The organism is Lutispora thermophila DSM 19022, assembly GCF_900142105.1.
Lineage (GTDB): Bacteria > Bacillota > Clostridia > Lutisporales > Lutisporaceae > Lutispora > Lutispora thermophila.
In genome coordinates, this window is the sequence record NZ_FQZS01000020.1 from 21,485 (window position 1) to 40,319 (window position 18,835).

General features: G+C 33.8%; 14 protein-coding genes and 1 pseudogene. 2 read left to right on the forward strand and 13 right to left on the reverse strand.

Features of this window, described 5'->3' with window-relative positions; translation table 11 throughout:
• Window positions 1-69: 69 nt before the first annotated feature.
• From BUB48_RS13470 to BUB48_RS18620, 10 genes and pseudogenes are all read right to left on the reverse strand, one after another.
• The gene (locus BUB48_RS13470; protein ID WP_073026749.1) at window positions 70-3,414 is read right to left on the reverse strand and encodes a DEAD/DEAH box helicase family protein; all 3,345 of its coding nucleotides are present in this window, start codon (window positions 3,412-3,414) and stop codon (window positions 70-72) included.
• A gap of 25 nt (window positions 3,415-3,439) precedes the next feature.
• Entirely contained in the window at window positions 3,440-4,621 is a 1,182-nt protein-coding gene (locus tag BUB48_RS13475) for a restriction endonuclease subunit S (protein WP_073026750.1), read from the reverse strand.
• Window positions 4,614-6,071: a type I restriction-modification system subunit M gene (locus BUB48_RS13480; RefSeq protein WP_073026751.1), complete on the reverse strand. Its 1,458-nt coding sequence runs from the start codon at window positions 6,069-6,071 to the stop codon at window positions 4,614-4,616. The genes BUB48_RS13475 and BUB48_RS13480 overlap by 8 nt, the downstream gene beginning before the upstream one ends.
• Window positions 6,072-7,106: 1,035 nt before the next feature.
• Window positions 7,107-7,853 carry a 4Fe-4S binding protein gene (locus tag BUB48_RS13485; RefSeq protein ID WP_073026752.1) on the reverse strand — a complete coding sequence of 249 codons (747 nt, stop codon included), beginning with the start codon at window positions 7,851-7,853 and terminating at the stop codon, window positions 7,107-7,109.
• Window positions 7,854-8,017: 164 nt separating this feature from the next.
• Window positions 8,018-8,374, reverse strand: coding sequence for a hypothetical protein (locus BUB48_RS13490; RefSeq protein WP_073026753.1), 357 nt, complete (start codon window positions 8,372-8,374; stop codon window positions 8,018-8,020).
• 48 nt (window positions 8,375-8,422) lie between these two features.
• Complete coding sequence (locus BUB48_RS13495; RefSeq protein ID WP_073026754.1) at window positions 8,423-8,719, reverse strand: VOC family protein; 297 nt, start codon at window positions 8,717-8,719, stop codon at window positions 8,423-8,425.
• 177 nt (window positions 8,720-8,896) lie between these two features.
• Window positions 8,897-9,541: a GntR family transcriptional regulator gene (locus BUB48_RS13500; RefSeq protein ID WP_073026755.1), complete on the reverse strand. Its 645-nt coding sequence runs from the start codon at window positions 9,539-9,541 to the stop codon at window positions 8,897-8,899.
• Between the two features lie 655 nt (window positions 9,542-10,196).
• Window positions 10,197-11,012, reverse strand: coding sequence for a sugar phosphate isomerase/epimerase family protein (locus BUB48_RS13505; protein ID WP_073026756.1), 816 nt, complete (start codon window positions 11,010-11,012; stop codon window positions 10,197-10,199).
• Between the two features lie 63 nt (window positions 11,013-11,075).
• On the reverse strand, window positions 11,076-11,720 hold the full coding sequence (locus BUB48_RS13510) for a hypothetical protein (protein ID WP_073026757.1): 645 nt from the start codon (window positions 11,718-11,720) through the stop codon (window positions 11,076-11,078).
• A 521-nt stretch (window positions 11,721-12,241) separates the two neighbouring features.
• Window positions 12,242-12,425: pseudogene (locus tag BUB48_RS18620) on the reverse strand (IS982 family transposase); the annotation flags it as partial.
• 178 nt (window positions 12,426-12,603) lie between these two features.
• On the opposite strand from BUB48_RS18620, the gene BUB48_RS13515 reads away from it, so the two are divergent.
• Window positions 12,604-13,773, forward strand: a complete 1,170-nt coding sequence (locus BUB48_RS13515; RefSeq protein WP_073026758.1) for a Gfo/Idh/MocA family protein — start codon at window positions 12,604-12,606, stop codon at window positions 13,771-13,773.
• 384 nt (window positions 13,774-14,157) lie between these two features.
• Entirely contained in the window at window positions 14,158-14,973 is an 816-nt protein-coding gene (locus BUB48_RS13520; protein ID WP_073026759.1) for a sugar phosphate isomerase/epimerase family protein, read from the forward strand.
• A gap of 407 nt (window positions 14,974-15,380) precedes the next feature.
• On the opposite strand, the gene BUB48_RS13525 is transcribed toward BUB48_RS13520, so the two are convergent.
• Genes BUB48_RS13525 through BUB48_RS13535 form a run of 3 tightly spaced genes read right to left on the reverse strand, consistent with a single transcriptional unit; the run spans window position 15,381 to window position 18,771 of the window.
• On the reverse strand, window positions 15,381-16,865 hold the full coding sequence (locus BUB48_RS13525; RefSeq protein ID WP_073026760.1) for an aminotransferase-like domain-containing protein: 1,485 nt from the start codon (window positions 16,863-16,865) through the stop codon (window positions 15,381-15,383).
• A gap of 15 nt (window positions 16,866-16,880) precedes the next feature.
• On the reverse strand, window positions 16,881-17,765 hold the full coding sequence (locus BUB48_RS13530) for a PhzF family phenazine biosynthesis protein (protein WP_073026792.1): 885 nt from the start codon (window positions 17,763-17,765) through the stop codon (window positions 16,881-16,883).
• A gap of 19 nt (window positions 17,766-17,784) precedes the next feature.
• Window positions 17,785-18,771: an ornithine cyclodeaminase family protein gene (locus BUB48_RS13535; RefSeq protein ID WP_073026761.1), complete on the reverse strand. Its 987-nt coding sequence runs from the start codon at window positions 18,769-18,771 to the stop codon at window positions 17,785-17,787.
• Window positions 18,772-18,835: the final 64 nt, after the last annotated feature.

Sequence of the window (18,835 nt, forward strand, 5' to 3'; positions counted from 1 at the left end):
ATTGGTTTTATTTCGAGTACGAAAAAAGCCACTTTTAGAAGTTATGTGGCTTTTTCATTAATAATCATATTAAGCTATAATTTCTGCGTTTTTGTTTATTTCGTCAATAACGTCCATAATAGCCTTAGCGCAATCCATGTTATTTTTGAATAATGAGGTAATACTTCCAAGGCTTCTGAACGGTTCCTCCATAAGAATTCTTTTATCTTCTATCATACCATTAGCTACAACATAATCTACGATAAGTTTAACAAATTTAATCTGGTCAACATTTAGCCGTTCTTCATTTAGAAACTGGCTAAACGCTTCATTTGCAGCAGCTCTATCAAGGCCGACAATTTTTCTTACAAGCTTAGTAATCGGAGTATCTTTAAACTCTTTTTCATAGTCTTTTTTTGATCCAAGTTCATCCCACAAAATTCTTTCTAGTTCTCTTAAGTCGTTCTTTGCAAGTGGTTTATTATGCCTTAACTTATAAATAGCTAATACGTCTTCATGTTCTTTTAAGTAGTACTCAACCTTCTTCCTGTAATCTTTGAGATCATTTACAGAATAGATAGTTTTTCCTTCCTTTACTTCTAATATTTGGTCAGTAAAATTGGTATAGTACACTTTTTGCTTCTTCTTCTCTAAATATTTAATAAGTTCGCGCAAAGCTTCACGTACCTTTTCCAGTTCAAAGATATCTGCATTTTCCCAGAACTCATCTCTAAGCACTTTATCTATGACGTGTTTCTGCTCTCTTACTTGAGGTATGGTACCAAGCTTGGATAATTCCTCTGCCGTACTGATGATTGATCTAATGGGAACTGTAGCATTTTTGTTTTGCAAATAGGCCAACTCAACAGTGTAAACAAGATAATCAAAGCGTTTTGCCAGTTCATCCCCATTAAACATGACAAGCGGAGCAACGTGCTCTTTAATATCATTAACACTAGTTACATCTAATGCTTGCCATGCTGACTTATCTTTGAATTGCTCCACATATCTCAAATGAAGTTTTACCCTGAAACTATCCTCATTCAAAGCTCTGATACTGCAAAGTAAATCTTCCACCAATTGGTTTCGATATTTGATATACTCTTCTTCTTGATATTTTATATTCTGCAGTTCACGAACTATACTTACCTTAGTATTGAATATCTTTTCAGTAAGTGATTCGGCTATCCCAACTTCTTTACTCTTAGGATCAACACGGAAAAATTCAAAGTTATTGCAATAGTCAAAGATAAGGAATCCCTCTTTATCCTCACCTACTCCAAATAGATCCTTGCATAATCTTGTACCTCTTCCAATCATCTGCCAAAATTTGGATTTCGAACGAACCTTTTTAAGAAATACAAGATTTACAATTTCAGGAATATCTATACCTGTATCAAGCATATCAACAGAAACAGCAATCTGCGGCATTTTCTCCTTGGCACTAAAATCATCTATCAGTGCATCTACATACTTTATACTATAATCTATCTGCTTTATGTAATCACTTCCGTATTCAGGGTAAATTACATTAAATCTGTTTACAATAGCTTGAGCATGAAGACTATTCTTTGCAAATATAATTGTTTTACCTAATTTGTCCCCACCTTCAACTTTAATTCCCTTCTCCATCAGCTGATTTAGTACCATATCAATAGTATCAGCATTGAAGAGCCATTCATTTATGGCACTACTTGAAATGGTATCATCGATATTTTCATCATCTTCAAAAGTTTTCTCATACTGTTCTTTTTCTTCTTCTGTCAAATCGTTGTAATGTATACCTTCTTCCATTATTTTTGACTTGATCTCTATTGTACGATAATCCACCAAATAACCGTCACGAACTGCCTGTTCCAATTCATAAGCATAAGTAGGAACTCCGTTCTCCATATCAAAAACTGAGTAAGTATTTTTATCAATATCGTCTTTAGGTGTTGCTGTTAAACCGAGAAGCATAGCATCAAAATAAGTAAATATATCCTTATACCTCTTATAAATGCTTCTATGACTTTCATCAATAATTATTAAGTCGAAATGTCCTGGTGTAAAAATTCTACTGCCATAATTCGTTTTTGCTTCATCTATTGCATTCATCATAGTTGGATAAGTTGAAAATACCATTCTTGCCTGTTCTGGATTATCTCTGCTATCAAGCAAATTACAAAGAGTAAGATTAGGTAACAAGCTACTAAAGCTCTTTTTTGCCTGGTTCACTAAAGCTACACGATCAGTAAGAAAAAGTATATTCTTTATGTAATTATGCCTTGTGAGAACATCTACAATTGATACTGCAACTCTGGTTTTACCGCTACCGGTAGCCATGACTAATAGAAATTTTCTATACTTCTTTTCAATAGCATCACATACAGCCATAATAGCTTCTTTCTGATAATAGCGGTCTGTAATATTATCATTGATAACAACATTGTTTAACGGTTTCCTTAAAGTTCTTCTGTCCACTATAAGCTGTAACTGGTCTTTTGTGAAAAACCCAGAAACCCTTCTGCTCGGACAACCATCCACATCATCTGTAAAATAAATCTCATAGCCGTTGGTTGTAAATATGAGGGGTCGTTGCATATACTCATTTTGCAAACAATCTGCATAAAGTTTTACCTGTTGTGATCCGACTACTGAATCAACGCTTGTCTTCTTAGCTTCAATTACCGCCAATGGTTTACCATTATCTCCATATAACACATAATCTGCATAGCCTATTCCACTAGGATTTGGCATACCCTTCACAGAAACTTCTTTCAAGCAATCAGAACCAATGTTCCAACCAGCATGTTTTAATTCAACATCGATATACTTTTTTCTCGTTAATGCTTCGCTTATCTCATCAACTTTAAAATCATAATTTCTATAAGCAGCTACTCGATGTGCTGTCATAGCTTGACGAAGCTCTTCATTTTCTTTGCGCAATTCTTCTAACTTTTTATCCTTTGCGCTAAGACGTTCGTATAAATCTCGCAGCTCTTCTGGTCTCTTACGCTGTTCTGTACTTTCCACAAGTAATGACTCGTCGAAATCTCCACAGGTATATTCGTCTGAATAGCAATAGTCTATCCATCGTATAAATTCATGAAGATTTCTTAAAGATAGAATCGCTTCATCTCTAGTAATGATTGAGTTCGTATGAACTGCTGTGTTACCAAGCTTTATTACATACTTAAGCAGCGGAAACAATTTAGGTTCAATAATCTGACGAAAGGTTGGTTCATGTATTAAGCTTGATATGTTATCTTGATAAGGAATGGTTAGATCCTCATCAAAGCTGTAAACCCACTTTACTGCTAATTCTAAGGCGCGCCTAGTTAAGATAGCACAGGTGGCAGGAGAAACCAATAAGCTTTTCTCTGCTTCAATAGCGCTATCAGCAAAACTATTATATTGCTGTTTGTTTTTCAGAAAATCAAAGTTCGTAGGCAATATATACCCTCCTTTGCTATTGTATTTACAAAAATAATTCCTCGTTGAAAGCTTTTTGCATAAGAGCATTGAAATTAGTTTCCAGTTCGGTAAGACTTTGCTGTAATGAAGATTTTAATTTGTTAACTTGTTGGACAAATGCAGCGAACTGGTTTTGTTTTTGCAAATCTGGCATTGGTATAGAAATATTTTTAATTGCTGAAAGTGCCATGAATGTTTGTGCTCCTCCGCATTTGTTTTGTTCTAATATACCATTTCTTAATAAATTTAATACTTGCCACAAATAATATGGATTTAAAACACTTTTACATGGTTTCAATAAAGCAACATTCTTCATACTAAATTCAAAATCTAAAGTATTTATAGCTGCTATTCCATAATTTACACCAATGTTTGTATAAAGTACATCTTCATATTCAGGATTACATCTAGCATAAATAATCTTATGGTCTTCTTCTGATACAAATTCAACATCATTAAGATCAATTCCTGTACTTCTAATATTTTTACCTGTGATAAGCAGATATCCCTCAGGATATCTAGGTGGTGTACCATGTGTTCCATCAGTAATCTTCGTACATACCTCATTTAACTTTTTGACTTTCCACTTGTATTCATTAGTAACTGGATCACCAAACATCTCAACAAATTGGGATTTAACTAGCTCATCGCAGGCTTCTATCTGTTGCTTACGCTTGATTATTAGAAGTTGAGCTTTGTCAAGAATTTCTACTATTTTATTCTGCTTTTCAATAGAAGGTACATACATATATAGTTCTTTTAAAGCAGTCACAGTAAAACTAGATTGGTTAACAGAATTTTTTGTAATATTGGGAAGTTGTCTTTTAAAATGCGGGGTTCTAAAGTAATAATACGCATATTTACTTGTTATTAGTTTTTTATTCGGTCGTAAAACAAGTAAATTCATTCCGTGTATTACTTTTTCATCATTTATTTTTTCATAAAGTGCTGTTTTCCCAAGATGTTTTACACTATTTATATGTGACATTAAAATATCACCACTTTCCAATATATAATCTTCATATTTGGAAAGATCTTTTATTCCGGCATAACCCATTTTTTCTCTATCAACATAGCCATCTGATATAGTTTCAATACGTGTAATGGGATAACCTATTTTATTATTATTCTGTTTAATGCTTGCCCCATTTCTAATTAAAGTAAAATAATCTTTAACTTTATTCATTAATCATATCCTCCAACTGTTTAATACCTGCTATAATCTCTTCTTCTAAATCTTTTATCCTCGCCAATATCACTGTTGGATGATCATATTCCACTTTTTCGTACTCAATTTCTTTATATTTATTTATAGTCAAATCATAACCATTATTCCTTATCTCCTCAACATCAACAAAAAAGCTTTGTTCTGTGCGTTTTCTATCATTTTCGCCATCAAGATTATTAAATCTTTGTATAATATCAGGAATATCATTCTCTGCAACAGGCTGTCTCTTATCATCCAAGGAATAGCCATCAGCCTTCATATCATAGAACCAAACTTTATCCGTGCCACCAGTACCAGTCTTAGTAAAAATGAGTATAGCTGTAGACACACCTGCATATGGTTTGAACACACCACTGGGCATGGAAATAACGGCTTCCAATTTATTATTTTCTATTAATTCCTTGCGGATTTCTTTATGAGCGTTACTGCTGCCAAAAAGAACCCCATCAGGGACAATGGTAGCACTTCTACCACCTTTTTTTAGAATCCTTAAATTTAGCGCCAAAAAAAGTAATTCCGTTTTCTTTGTCTTAACTACTTTTAATAGGTCTGAACTTACTGCTTCATAGTCTAAAGATCCCTTAAATGGAGGATTAGCAAGTACAAGAGTATACTTTTCCTTATCTGTATTCTGTTCAGATAAGCTATCTCTATATTCGATATTAGGGTTGTCCACACCATGCAACAACATGTTCATGGCACCAATACGCAGCATAGTCCTATCCATATCAAATCCATAGAACATAGTGTTATTAAAATGTTCTCTAAGTCCTGCATTTAAAAACAAATCGGCATGATTATCCCTTAAATATTCCTGTGCAGCAACAAGAAATCCTGCAGTTCCCATAGCAGGATCAACAATAATATCACTTGGTGTTGGTTTAACCAGTTCTACCATCATTTTAATAATATGTCTAGGTGTACGAAATTGTCCATTAGTACCTGCAGTAGCTATTTTTGATAAAAGGTATTCATAAATATCACCTTTAGTGTCTCTATCTTGCATATTCAAGCCATCAATACCATCAACAAGCTTGGATAACATTTGAGGTGTTGGAATTTTAAATATAGCATCTCCCATATACTTAGAATAAGCTGAATTTCCATTTTGATGTAAAGTTTTTATAAAAGGAAATACTTCATTTTGCACTATTCTGTACATTTCTGATGCTTCCAGATTTTTGAACTTACTCCAACGCAGATATGGTGAATCGCTTGGGAATAACTCTTTGTGTTCTACACCCAAAAAGTGTGCTTCATTTTCTTTTATTGCTTCTATCTCGTCTAATTGCTTAATAAAAAGAAGATATGTAAACTGTTCTATTACTTCCAATGGATTAGTAATACCGCCTGTCCAAAATATCTCCCATATTCTATCCACCTTATTTCTTAATTCACCTGTTATCATAATTGCCTCCACTTTTACTTTGTTTTATTCAATAATTATATCATATATTTTCAGGTCCATTGAGTAAACGATTTAATAATAAAACGCCTGCAAAATACATATTAATACTATAAATTTATAAGTCCTTTAAGTTCCAAAATATATAAGAAATCGGTTCTATACCCATCTCATCCGACTTTGACCACAATTAAGCCATAGCTTTTTCTGGATCTCTATAGAAAGATCTTCCTCTTACTCTCCAGAAAGTCCACCTTAACCTTTCAAGAATCCTTTGACGTCCCATATCTTGTTGTAGTAAACGATAGCATACACATTGAGAATCCAAATCGCCCTGTTGAATGGAGAGATACAAAACATATTATCTCTTGCTCTACTAGCTGTATTATTAAACCTCTGATAATCTGTAATCTGATCTTTTGGTTAACGCTCCCACCTTCATATTTGGAGCTGCAGCCATGGAAAGAAAGATAACATCTCTTTTATCTTAAAACCAACCTCTTTATCAAATCTTATCTTTCAATGAATTTTATAGCTAAATCTGCACACTTGCTTTTCTTATTTGTAATCTTAATTGTTATGTTTTCAAGTAGATAATTATACTTCCAGCCAGTAATATTCTTAAGCAATCAACCCTTACTTTCTCATCACTTAACTCTTCTTTGAGAAGTAGGAAGTTTTCCATAGCTAGAGTTTGATTTATGCTTTCAGGGATAATTATTTAATATATGCCATGAGAAATTACTTTTCTCCGCTATAGTACACTTCTTTGGTGTCAGATATCTTCCTAAAAAATGTTGTTGCTTTTTCTAAATCCTTAATAATAAAAGTTATAAGGCTAATCTCTGATTCGAACTCATTATCTCATAAAATAGAATTTACATTTACCTCTTGCATTTTACTTCTATGCTCCCATTTTATAATAACTATAAAACTAGAATTTTAGTCCCTATACTTAATTTTCAGCAAAAAAAGACCCAACAGTAAATGAACACATCTTAATTTATTTACTGCTGGGTCTTTAACTTGTCAAGCTCGTCATTCATCTATCATGTGTATTGCTTCTTCCTTTGTTTTCAATGATAAAATTTTTGCAGGACAGTTTTTAATACACGTACTACATTTTATACAATTTATATCATGAAACTGATTATATTCGCCAAACTGAAGATGGGGTACTAGCTGGAATGGACACACCTTTGTGCATTTGCCGCAAGCGAGACACTTGCTTATATCTTTTATGGTGACTTTCTTTTCTGTTTTTTCCGTGATCCTAGTGTTTTTTCCCAATTTATGAACAAGTTTTTGCATTGTACCCATTGGACAAAATTGACACCAAGTTCTTGGGTTAATTATTACTGCAAATAACCCCCCAGTTATCAATACCATTAAATATGTTGCAACAAAAACAAAGCCCAGTTTATCAAGAAAATCATAACTTCCCCATAATTTCAAAACATCGATTATCTTCCTTGAAAAATTGAACATAAAAAATATGAAAAAACCTATAACCATATATTTGGATTTTAAGAATTCAGGTATCCTCTTATTTAGGCTTATAGGCATTGCTATCCTGTCAAATAAGGACCCATGGGGACAAAAATTGCCGCACCAGTACCTTCCTGCAAAAAAAGAAGTAATAGTTAGGCCTAACATGATTAAGATTACCAACAAGCCTAATTTGGGTTCCCACAGACCACCTAAGGCTACTAATACTGTGAAAAACCAGCCATGCTTTCTTATGTTAGTAAATGTCCTATTGGTTTTAATGTAGTAATTATTCATGGCATACCTCCTATAACCTTTTATACCATAACGGGGTATATGTATATTATAATATGGTGTTTTATTTTTGTAAATAAAAACCACAGCAAAACAGTAATAACACTGTATTTGCTGTGGGAAGTAATATGCCATAATTACCTGTTCCCCATTGTCCAACTAAGCTGTCAAATTCCATAATGAATAAAATACTTGTTTTCTTTTATTGCCTCAGTAATTTTTTCGATAAGAAGTTGAAATTCTTTTGACTTGAAACAATTATTGGCCTTTGTTATTACATCTCTAAATTCTATGAGAGATTCTGGGGGTATAATCGTCACACCGCAATAATCTAATCCGGCAGCCGGTTGTGTTGTAACCTGAAAATATGTTTTTATTGCCTTTAATTCTTCGTTATACATGGCAATTAATTCTTCTATTAAATAACCATTGACAGAAATACAGTTATATTTTTCAGGTTCATAATGGCTATACCACTTATTTTCTTCAAATGATTCTATTATTCCAAACTCATGCTTTGCCATCTTAATCCCCCTTTAAATCATCATAATCTTATATAACTCATTTATGAATTAATCTGTTTGCCTCTCCTTATAACTAAGAAGTCTGCTTTCCAATGTTCCTGTATGAAGTTCAAAGAGATGATTATCATAGTCATAAAAATATATCGAACGGCCTTCTTCATCAATTCTATTTCTTCCCTCTTTTATTTCCAATCCCAGCCTTTGTATTCTTTCAAGGTACATATCATAAAATGTTTTATCTCCGCTATAATACACTTCTTCAGCATCGAATACCTTTTTAAAAAATTTTGTTGCTTTCTCTAGATCTTCAACAATAAAAGTAATATGGCTGATTCCTGATATCAAATCCATCTCCCCGTAAAAAATTAACATTTACTACACATATTTTACTGTTATGTCTCTTATTTTGAATAACATATAATACCAGCAAATTTAATCTCTCTGCCTTATATCTTGGCTAAAGAAAAATAGTAATTATCTCATATTGCAAGACACAACTGAATCCATAAGACTATTGTAGGCTTAGAGTTTATTTAACATTGACCTAGAAATCAGTATATGCTCTTCTACTAAATTAGAAACTTTTTTAAAATCGTATTCAAGAAGTGCTTCTAATATTGCTATGTGTTGCTTACGAACCAAATCCAAATCATTTTTATATAAAGCTAAGTACCAAAATCGTTGGGATTTATAGAGTAACTCTTGGCAAAAATGGGATAAATGAGGGTTCTTAGACAAGTTAATCAGCGCAACATGAAAGTCTAAATCTTCCCTTAAAAACATTGTATAAGTATCCTTGTTTTTATCGGATAAGTTCATACTGTTCCATCTTTCTACCAATTCTAATAGTTTGTCTTTACTATTGGCTACATTACTAATATCGAGTAATTTAAAAAGTGCAACTTCATTAATAAGTCTTGCTTCGTAAATGTTTTTTAAGTCTTCCAAAGATATAGGTGAAACAAAGGTTTTTTTCCTAGGAGCAACTGTAACATAATTTTCATATTGAAGCTCTAATAAAGCTTCCCTAACAGGAGTTTTACTAAAATTAAGTTCAGCAGCAATTTCATCAATTCGAATTACAGACCCTGGAGGTAAAGCACATGTAATTATCTGATCTTTTATATAATTTAAAGCAATTAATTTATTATCGTTTCGCTTAGACATGTTGAATAACCTCGATTCATGAACAGTTATGATATAAAACATACATTTTAACAATACATTTTCTATAGCATGTAGTCAAGTATAAAATTATTTTGCTTAATGAGTACATTTCATATTATAAAATCATTGATTTTACTAACTTTTTCTCGTTTTCTTGACATTTGCATAATAAAATAATCCCTTTAAAAAGTAAAGCTGTAAATGTAATTTTAGGGGTAAATATAGATGGTTCTGAGAATATTTTAAGAATTTTGGCAAGAGGACTGAATGATCTGAAAAACAAAGGATTAAAAGATAAATGAATCAGGATATATTATCTACATTCTTTAAGTATCCTGAAAAGAAAACTATAATGTATACAACCAACATAATATAAGACTTTCAATGGCAGCTAAGGAAAATAACAAAGGCTAATAGTATGTTTCCATAAGAATCTGGTAAGTCAAAAGGTAATAAAAAACTGATTAAGAACCGTATTCCAACTCTTTACAATTACAAAAAAACGAGCGAAATAATGTCAAGGAAAAAAGTAGCTCATGACATCATTTCGCCTTCTCGTTAATACTTTATTAAGATTAAAATGATAAACATTTTATGGGTTCTCTATACATTGTTACATTTTTCATATCAATTAAAATCATTTATTGAAATAGCTTTAAAGGAATACTCTCCTAAGATACTCAATGCCCTGTTTGCACGCTTCGTAACTCGTCGGTAATGGCTTGCATTCAATGGAGACCCATTGGTCATACCCTACTTCTTTAAGAACTTTTGCTGGTTCATAAAAGTTAAAGTGCTTATCATCAGGCAGGTTTCTTCCCACATCTGATACATGAAATAACACCAATTTACTCAATGATCGTCTCACCGCTGCAGGAATATCTGAATCTTCTGTTGCCATATGGTAAGTATCTCCATTGTACTTTAGCCAATCAGAATTAAACTTTTCTAGAAATTCCATAGTACGCTCAGTAGAACAAAAAACGTCACCATCATTACGATTAATTTGCTCCATAACAAAAACGGTCTGTATTTCCTCAGCATATTCTAAAACCTGGGCAACACTTTCAGTAAGTATTTCTTCGAAGATTTCGTCCGTCCAGTCTGGTTGCTTTCGACCTCGAATAAATCCAACCAGTATCTGAGAATCTAGTTCTTTTGCTAAGTCTAATTGACGCTTGAGTCTCTCAACTGTTGCCGCACGTATTTTTTTATCAGGATGAGTCATACTCATTCCTTCAAACAGATATGCCAATCCCGTTGTAACTGCTGAAACTTGAATTCCATAATAATCAAACATTGATTTCAATTGGCGACCATTGTAGAAGCTCGGATCTTGGATTTGGAGTTCAATACCATCATATCCGAGTTCCTTCGCTATGGCAGCACATTGCTCATAAGAACTCCCACGCAAAGGAAAGGGGAAACTTGGTGGAAGATCGCGATCTATTGCATATACACTAAACTTCATAACAAAACCTCTTTTATCAGTTTATTTTTATTCTTTCCATATATATTTTTCTTATCTATTTTTCTACCTATCTATCTCTATTGGGCAATACACGCAAGGAGTTATGCTCTGATATTGGTGCCAGGGATAATATCCTGTTTCGTCATAGAATTTGTCGTGCACAATTCCTGGTGCCATAATATACTCACCGAAATAGGTATTCGGGTCATTTTCCACAAATTTCTGCATCATTCCGAATCCTCTTATTTGTGCATGAACCTCGTCAAAATCCCGGTCATGCAACTGGTGAAGACCGGATGGTGCAAGTGGTTCGGATACAAAGCAAAAATTAACTTCTATATGATTCCTTCCTTCTCCAACCTTAAATTTTGGGGATTTGTAATAAGGAAGTCCTTTATGCCTTTCTAACCCTGAGCACTCATAAAGGGATTTCCACGTTCTCTTTATTGCCTGTATAGTTTGTATATCGTTTAAATCACATCTTTCGTAATCCTTCACAACAAGTGCCTGTCCAATATTTTTCACATATACGCCTTTTGCTATCGTGCCTTTAAGAGGCATAATTGGAATACCCTTGATATACATAATTGTCTGACTGCGCTCAGCTAGATTTATAATTATACTGTTTTTTTCTACCCAATATTCATCTTCATTTTCTACATAATCAACACTAAAAAACGGTTCTGCAAAATCAAGTTGTTCTATCATGCGTCTTCGCCTCCTTTGCACAATAATGCCATAAACTCGCAACTATGCAGTTGTCATAGATTCCTATCCTTGTACTTTACTATCTTTTGATAATATTCATCTTATTGATTATCTTTATGAATACCATATTATAACAAACGGTAACCTTACATACTTGACTTTATTCCATTTAAACCATTGTACAGCTGGCTGACTTACAATGTCAAGGATAACATTAGAGAATCCAGCTTCACCCTTGACATTGTATTACTAGAAGAAATTTAGTAAAGTTAATCAAAGTATCATATTATGGGCAACACCTTTCTTATCTATTGGTGCTCCGTTTTACTCATAAATTAGTTGTCAATTTTTTTGTAAATCAACAATCAATTTGGGTTTAAAAATAAAATTATGAATATACAAAATGTAATTAACAAAAACTAAAGCATATGATATAATTAATTCTGTGATATATCACAGATGATTTAGCAACAATAATTAACCTCTAGTGCTAGATAGTAAGATTTGATTGTACTGTAGAGCCTTGGAAACAAGTCTCTCATATTCTTCTTATTACAGAAACCATGCTAAAGGTATTTATTTCACTATCACTCATATCTGAAGTATTGATTTACAACGATTTTTAATATGTGTTGGAGTTACTTCCCGGTAAATGTCGTCAATTATGACATAAGCGACAGTTACATAGTCTCCTAAATCTTTAATTTATTCGATAGAATACGTTCTATCATACTCCAACATATATGTAACAGCCTATCATTTTTATCGCTATTAATGATAGCGTTAAATAATATGTTGGAGCTTTTTCATGCCTAGATTTTTGTAATTGAAAGCTAGCACAACGAGTTAATTATAAATATAAAACTATAAGGAGGATATTTATATGGAAAAGATTGTAATTGGTATGGTTGGATGTGGTTATGCTGCATTCTTGCATGGAAATGGATTTGAAAAGGTATGTGGCTTACCTATTCGTCTAAAGACAATATGTGGAACAACTCTTAGTAAGGCAGAAGCTGTAAGGGATAGATATGGCTTTGAGAAAGCCTGCACAGATTTTGATGAACTAATAAACGATCCAGAGATTAACGTAATTGATATTTTAACCCCAACTAATCTTCATATACCAATGGCAATAAAAGCTTTAAAGGCTGGAAAACATGTAATTTGTGAAAAACCATTAACTGGCTATTTTGGAGAGCCTGGCCAAGAAAATGTCGGAAAAACAGTTCCTAAATCAGTTATGTATGAAAAAGTTTTACAGGAAATGGAAGAGTTAAAAAAAGTAATTGAGGAAAGCAAAAAGAAATTCTTTTATGCTGAAAACTTTGTATTTGCCACACCTGTTCAAAGGGCTGCTGAAATATTAACCAATAAGAAGAGCAAAATAACATTTATGCGTGGAGATGAATTCATTATAGGTTCAAGTTCACCATTGGCAGGAAAATGGAACAAATTTGGCGGCGGTACTATGATGAGAAATGCTACCCATATAATTACTGCAATGTTGTGGCTAAAGAAAAAAGAAGCAGAAGCTCGTGGAGAAAATATAACTATTAAAAGCATAGTAGCTGATTGTGGTTTTATAACTGAATGCTTAACAGAGGAAGAACACAAGTATGTAAAATCTCATCCAGAGGATGTTGAAGATCTAGCAAGTGTAATGATTACCTTCAGTGATGGCACTAAATGTCTTGCAACTTCATCAGATTCTATTTTAGGTGGTTCCAAAAATGAAATAGAGATATTCACAAATGACAGCAGTATGAGATGTCATCTAACACAAAATGATTTGTTGGATGCATATATGGCAGATGAAAAAGGACTGGAGAACGTGTACTATGCTGAACTATTACCATCTAAATTAGGATGGAATAAAGTTTTTGTTTCTGATGAAATCATAAGAGGTTATACGGGAGAGCTTCAATCCTTTGCAGAATCAATTGCGCATGATAAGGAGCCAGAATCAGGCTTTGATTTAGCCTATGAGACAATGAAAGTATTGTACTCTGCCTATGTATCTGCTGAAGAAGGTAGAAGAGTAACCTTCTAGAAACTATGGTAACATAAGATATACCTAAAAGATAATTGAGCATGAAATTTAGTGTAATATCAACAGATACTCCTATTAATCTAAATATGCCTTTTATGTATGAGGAAGTTATATAGAATGACCTAGAGTTATTTTAAATATAATTTAAAAGTTCTAGCCGTAACTACAGAGCTAGCGTATTTATCCGAAAGAGTGCTTGACTTTATTCCATATATCAGATTTTTTTCCATTTATCTGATTTCGGAAGATTACTTCCAGATGATAAGCATTTTAATTTCCAAGAAGCTGCAAAGGCACTAAAAGAAATAGATTATAAAAGATCGGTAACTTTACAATATAATCCAATTGCAAATAAATTATATAGTATCTGAAAGGAGTGATTAAATGAAAAAAAGTGTTGTCCATGCCGATGGAACATTTGATTGCTTAACGGCTCCATTACAAGGAAAACTGGAAGACGTAGCACCAATTGCAGCTAAAATTGGTTATGAGGCTCTGCAATTAACTATACATGAACCTTCAAAAGAAAATGCTGAAGAAATCAAGAATATATTGGGAAAACATGGATTATCAGTTTCCTCGATAGCAACTGGTTTAAGTTATACCAAAGACGGTTTGTGTATAGCATCAGGAAATGAAGATAACAGAAAAAAGGCCGTTCAGCGAATGAAAGAATATATAGACTTAGCGTATACGCTTGATAAGGCAAAAGTAGGTATAGGTGCAATTCGTGGAAGGACTTCAGATGCTTCTAATAGAGAAGAATATGATAAGCAGCTATATAAGAGCATGCAGGAAATTCTATCCTATGCAGCTGAAAGAGATGTCGTTATTATATTGGAGCAAATGAGCCATAATCTTTCAGATGTATTTGTAAAAGTCGAAGAGACGGCAGAATATATTCGTAAATTTGAATCACCTTACTTCAAATTACAATTGGATTCAATACATTTATATAGTGAAAATGAAGATGCCTATACATCTATTGTAAAAAACAAGGATATAATTGGGCAAGTTGATATATCTGATGTAGACAGAATGTGCCCTGATGGAAACCATTTTGATTTTCCTTCACTAATAAAGGCGTTAAAAGAGATAAATTACAAGGAATATCTAATATTTGAATATCGTATGGCACCGCCTCAAAATGCAGCTTTAATTGGATTTGATTATATTAACAAACTTATTAATGAAAATTAAAGTGTGTTATATGAACGTCACTTGTAATAATCCGTGTTAATGCTGCTCAGGCTTTGCAAATGCGGCAACAGTAGAAGAAACGCTGCATTAGATGCTATATCAGTGATAACAATAGCTAGAGATGTTCCAAGTTATTATTATGGAAAACATCCACACCAAGAAGTGAATTTACATGTAGATGCATCACAATATTATATATAGACCATAGCATACAATTATAGATATATTCACAATTCCTAACTAAAGTGTAAAAATTGATATTAGTAGACTTTGATAGTGTTTGTAACTAACAAACACTATCAAACACTTTAGGAGGAATACTTCATTGACATGAGAATCTTGAACCATCAGGTAGCTTTAAGTGAATGGCTCAAACTAATACTCAATATTACATTTTTTAATTGTTGTTATTTATCTTTTGCTAACAATAAAACTATACGAGATAGTTTTTCGATGCTGGCCATTATATCCTGCTCTTTGATATATGAGTATGATAGACGAAGTGCATTGTTTTTCTTAAAGTCATAAATACTGCCTGGATTCAATAGAAGTCCTTCTTTCAGAGCTAAATGGAACAGCTTTTCCATGGCAATATCTTGATTAAATTTAAGCCATATGTAAAAACCGCCTTTTGGAACCTCCCAGACAGCAAGCTTACTAAAACATTTTTCTAGGGCTCCTATCATTAAATCCCTTCTTGTTTTCAGTACTCTGCGAACCTCATCCAAATATTGATCATAATGAGCACTTAATAATATTTCCCTCAGCATCCATTGTGAAACAGAACTTGCCCCATAATCCGTCTGCATTTTAACATCGCTTAAACGCTCTACTACAGATTCAGAACCTACTAACCATCCTATTCTAAGTCCAGGTGCCAAGACTTTGGAGATAGTACCCAAGTAAATAATCATTCCGTTTTCATCCATACTTTTTAACGGTTTCGGAGGCTCTTCATCTATCCAGATATCCCCATAGGCATCATCTTCAATAATAGGCAACCTGTTATCACTGCAAAATTTAAATAAATCTTTCCGCCTGGCTTCGGACATGAGAGCACCTGTTGGATTATGAAAGGATGGTATAGTATATAAGAGAGCATCTTCTCCGCTCTTCCTTACCGTTCCCATGTTCCAGTATTGAATTCCTTCACAATCCATGTTAACTCCCAAAAGTCTCATTCCCATCGATTGAAATATCTGTAATGATTTAATGTATGAAGGTGCTTCACAATATACTGTAGATCCTTGCTTAAGCATACATACTGAAATTAATTGCAAAGCCTGCAAAGATCCTGATGTAATTACAATATTTGAAGGTTTGCATTCAATGCCTTTTTCCTTAAGCCGTTCACACAACACTTCTCTTAATTCCAACAATCCTAGAGGTTCCAAATAGTTCAAGGATGGAATTGTTTGAGATAACTTCATATAGATATCCTTCATCATCTCAGTAGGATATAACTCAGGCGATAATTCTCCCGTCCCCAACCTGATAATTCCCTTTTCAAATTCCATTTTATTGATGGCTTGGATCGTAGGCATATTCTCCTTAAAAATACCTGATCGCAAATACTTTCCCCAGTCAGGAGTAGCAGACGAAATCAGAAGGGACCAGGTATTGCTGATGACTGTAGTACCTTTTCCTGTTTCGCCTTTGAGAACTCCAAAAGATTCAAGTTCTTCCAAAGCAGCTACAACTGTACTTCTATTGACTCCAAATATCTCTGCCAATTCCCGCTGCGATGGCAATATGCTGCCAATGGTCCAATCACCGCTTGATATTTTTGAACTTATATAATTAACGATTTGCTTGTACATAGGCACTTTGCCGTTTTTATCCGGAGTCCAGTCAATGACAACGGTTTTTTTCTCTTTTGATTTGTCTGCCATACCACATACTCCTGCCTAAATATTTATATTTCCAGACGCAAGAATCACAGCATTTCCTCCAACCTGTATCTTTACCTTTTCATTATCTAATAAAAGTCTGCTGATGATTCTTGAAGGACGCCCCATGGCTTCACCTTGTATGAATTGATTGACGCTATTGTTGCCAATAATATTGTTTAGATATAGGTAATAGGTTAGTGCACCATTGGATGTACCTGTTGCCGCTTCTTCATCAATATCGTACAGTGGTGCAAAATTTCTGCAATGGATATTTCCATCTTTTGTATTCAATGTAAAGGCATGTACCCCAACAACTTTATATCCTTCAGAAAGCTTTGCAAGGGCCTTGAAATCGGGAGAAATGGCATTCAATTGATTTTCATCCCTAACAGGGAGCATGATATCCGGCAATCCTGTGGATATGGCTTGAGGAATCAGTTTCTTACCATTGAACAGACCTTGATCTTCGTGGGATAATCCCATGATATCATATAATTCTTTTAAATCTTTTTCTTCACATATTTTAAAAATTTCCTTTGGTTCTCCCATATCCATATAAATAGCCTCTTGACCTATTTCAATATTCAATGCTCCAGCTATTGTGTTATTGATATATGTATCCCCAGTCCGTGCAATACCTTTGTTCAACAACACTGAAAAAGCACCTATGGTTGCATGGCCGCAAAGGTCCACCTCCGCCGCAGGTGTAAAGTATCTGGTATGAAATTCTTTTTCTCTGACTTTTTTTATAAATGCAGTTTCTGAATAACGCAGTTCAGCGGCAGTCTTTTGCATGATATCTTCACTTGGAAAGTCATCCTTTTCATCTATTAACACGATTCCGGCAGGATTACCTCCGAAAATTTGATCTGAAAAAGCATCAACAATATAAAATCTCATCCGACTCACCTCTTCTATATTAAATAAACTCAAAATATTCTCCTAACCCTTTTCTCTTTGCCAGTTCATAAACCATTACCGCAGTTACATTATCTTGAATTCCCATTCCAGTGGTATCAAAAATAGTGATTTCATCATCATTTTCTCTTAGTGGCTTTTCACCTGCCAGAAGCTGACCTATTTCTCCATATATATCGCTTTCTTTAATTACCCCGGCAATAATTGCATTTCTGGTTTCTCCTCTGCTGATGCATTGAGCAATGCTGTCATTCACAATTTTAGCTCCCCTAAACACTTCGGGCTCCCATTCATTTTTCCCAGGCATATCTGCTCCTACAGCTACAATGTGCATACCCGTTCTCACACAAGATTTATCTATATAATATTTCTTTGAAGGCGTAGTAGATATTGCAATATCTGCTCCTTCCATAGCCTTTTCTACTGTATCACATAAGATAACTTTTACCTTTGTATTTTCTTCAATGTCCTGTTTGTATTTAGGAAGTTCTTCCTTATTATTGCTATAGACTCTTACTTCTTCTATATTCATTACTTCACATAGAGCATAAATTTGCATTCTTGCCTGACCGCCGGCTCCAAACACTGCTACAGTCTTTGAGTCTTTTCTTGCCAGTAATTTAGATGAAATGGCTCCTGCCGCTCCCGTCCTGATCCCGGTGATTAAACTGCCATCCATAATGCACAGAGGAGCACCTGTTCTTCCGCCATATAACAGTATGGTGCCAATCATTGATGGAAGATGGTTTATTTTCCCGTTATTGTAAAACCCAGAAGCAACTTTGACGGATATGATCTCATTTAATTCATTATAGCATGATTTTATATCAGTTTCCCCATTGTTTCTCGGTATTTCTATAGATACGATATCTGGTTGCTGCACCTTTTCTCGATAATATGCTATATAACCTTCTTCGATGGCACTTATAACTTCTTTCATTGACAGTGCTTGTCTTACATCCTTTAAACTCAACAATAAAGTTTCCATAATTACCTCCTGATAAGTAAATGCGACAAATAAGCCAAACAGCATCAGCTTATATGCCGCAGCA